This is a genomic window from Acinetobacter sp. CIP 102529 (assembly GCF_000368325.1).
Classification (GTDB): Bacteria; Pseudomonadota; Gammaproteobacteria; order Pseudomonadales; family Moraxellaceae; genus Acinetobacter; species Acinetobacter parvus.
Genome location: NZ_KB849352.1, coordinates 1 through 1,074, shown reverse-complemented (window position 1 = coordinate 1,074; position 1,074 = coordinate 1). Strand labels below are relative to the sequence as shown.

Here is a 1,074-nt window from a genome sequence, read left to right as displayed (position 1 = left end):
CCATTATGTTAAATGGACATAAATCAATTCTAAAATTATCTATGATCATTCTTACTTTTACTTCAGTACTGCGGTTAGGGTGGATAGAAAAGGGCCTAACTGCTATCATTGCCCCCGAAACCCTCCAAAATAGATATCTTTCTTAATATGACACTTACGCCACCATAAGTTTATTTATCTCTTAAAACAGTAAATAACTCATCACTGTCTAGTGATGTGGTGTAGTAGCTTGTGTGTCATATATCACATCACTAGCCTTTCCTAAAATTTAAAAAAATAGGCTATTTTCATGTTATCCACTATTCGAGAACAATGGTTCTCCAATATTCGCGGGGATGTTCTTGCGGGTATTGTTGTTGCTTTGGCTCTAATTCCTGAAGCAATTGCCTTTTCAATTATTGCAGGTGTCGACCCTAAGGTAGGGTTATATGCTTCATTCTGTATTGCCGTGGTGATTTCTTTCGTAGGCGGTCGTCCAGGGATGATTTCTGCTGCAACTGGTGCTATGGCTTTATTAATGGTCACACTGGTTAAAGAGCATGGTCTGCAATACTTATTAGCAGCCACAATTTTGACAGGATTTATTCAAATCCTAGCAGGCTATCTAAAATTAGGTGCATTGATGCGCTTTGTGTCAAAGTCGGTTGTGATTGGCTTTGTGAATGCCTTGGCTATTCTAATTTTTATGGCCCAATTGCCTGAACTCACCAATGTGACATGGCATGTCTATGCGATGACAATTGGTGGTTTAGCCATTATTTATCTATTCCCCTATATCCCAGTAATAGGCAAGCTTTTACCCTCTCCCCTCATCTGTATTGTACTCCTCACGCTCTTTGCCTTGTTCATTGGTTTAGATGTAAGAACCGTAGGTGATATGGGGCAATTACCAGATACTCTTCCAATTTTCTTGCTTCCTGATATTCCTTTAAATCTTGAAACTTTAGCTATTATTTTGCCTTATTCACTGGGATTAGCAGCCGTCGGTTTGCTTGAATCTATGATGACAGCAACGATTGTCGACGATTTAACAGATACCACCAGTGATAAAAACCGTGAGTGTAAAGGACAAGG

At 39.3% G+C, this 1,074-nt stretch carries 1 protein-coding gene; it reads left to right on the top strand.

Annotated elements, in window-relative coordinates; all coding sequences use genetic code 11:
* Positions 1 to 289: 289 nt before the first annotated feature.
* Positions 290 to 1,074, top strand: a 785-nt coding sequence (locus tag F972_RS00910) for a SulP family inorganic anion transporter (RefSeq protein ID WP_004763598.1), incomplete at its 3' end; no start/stop codon positions are given.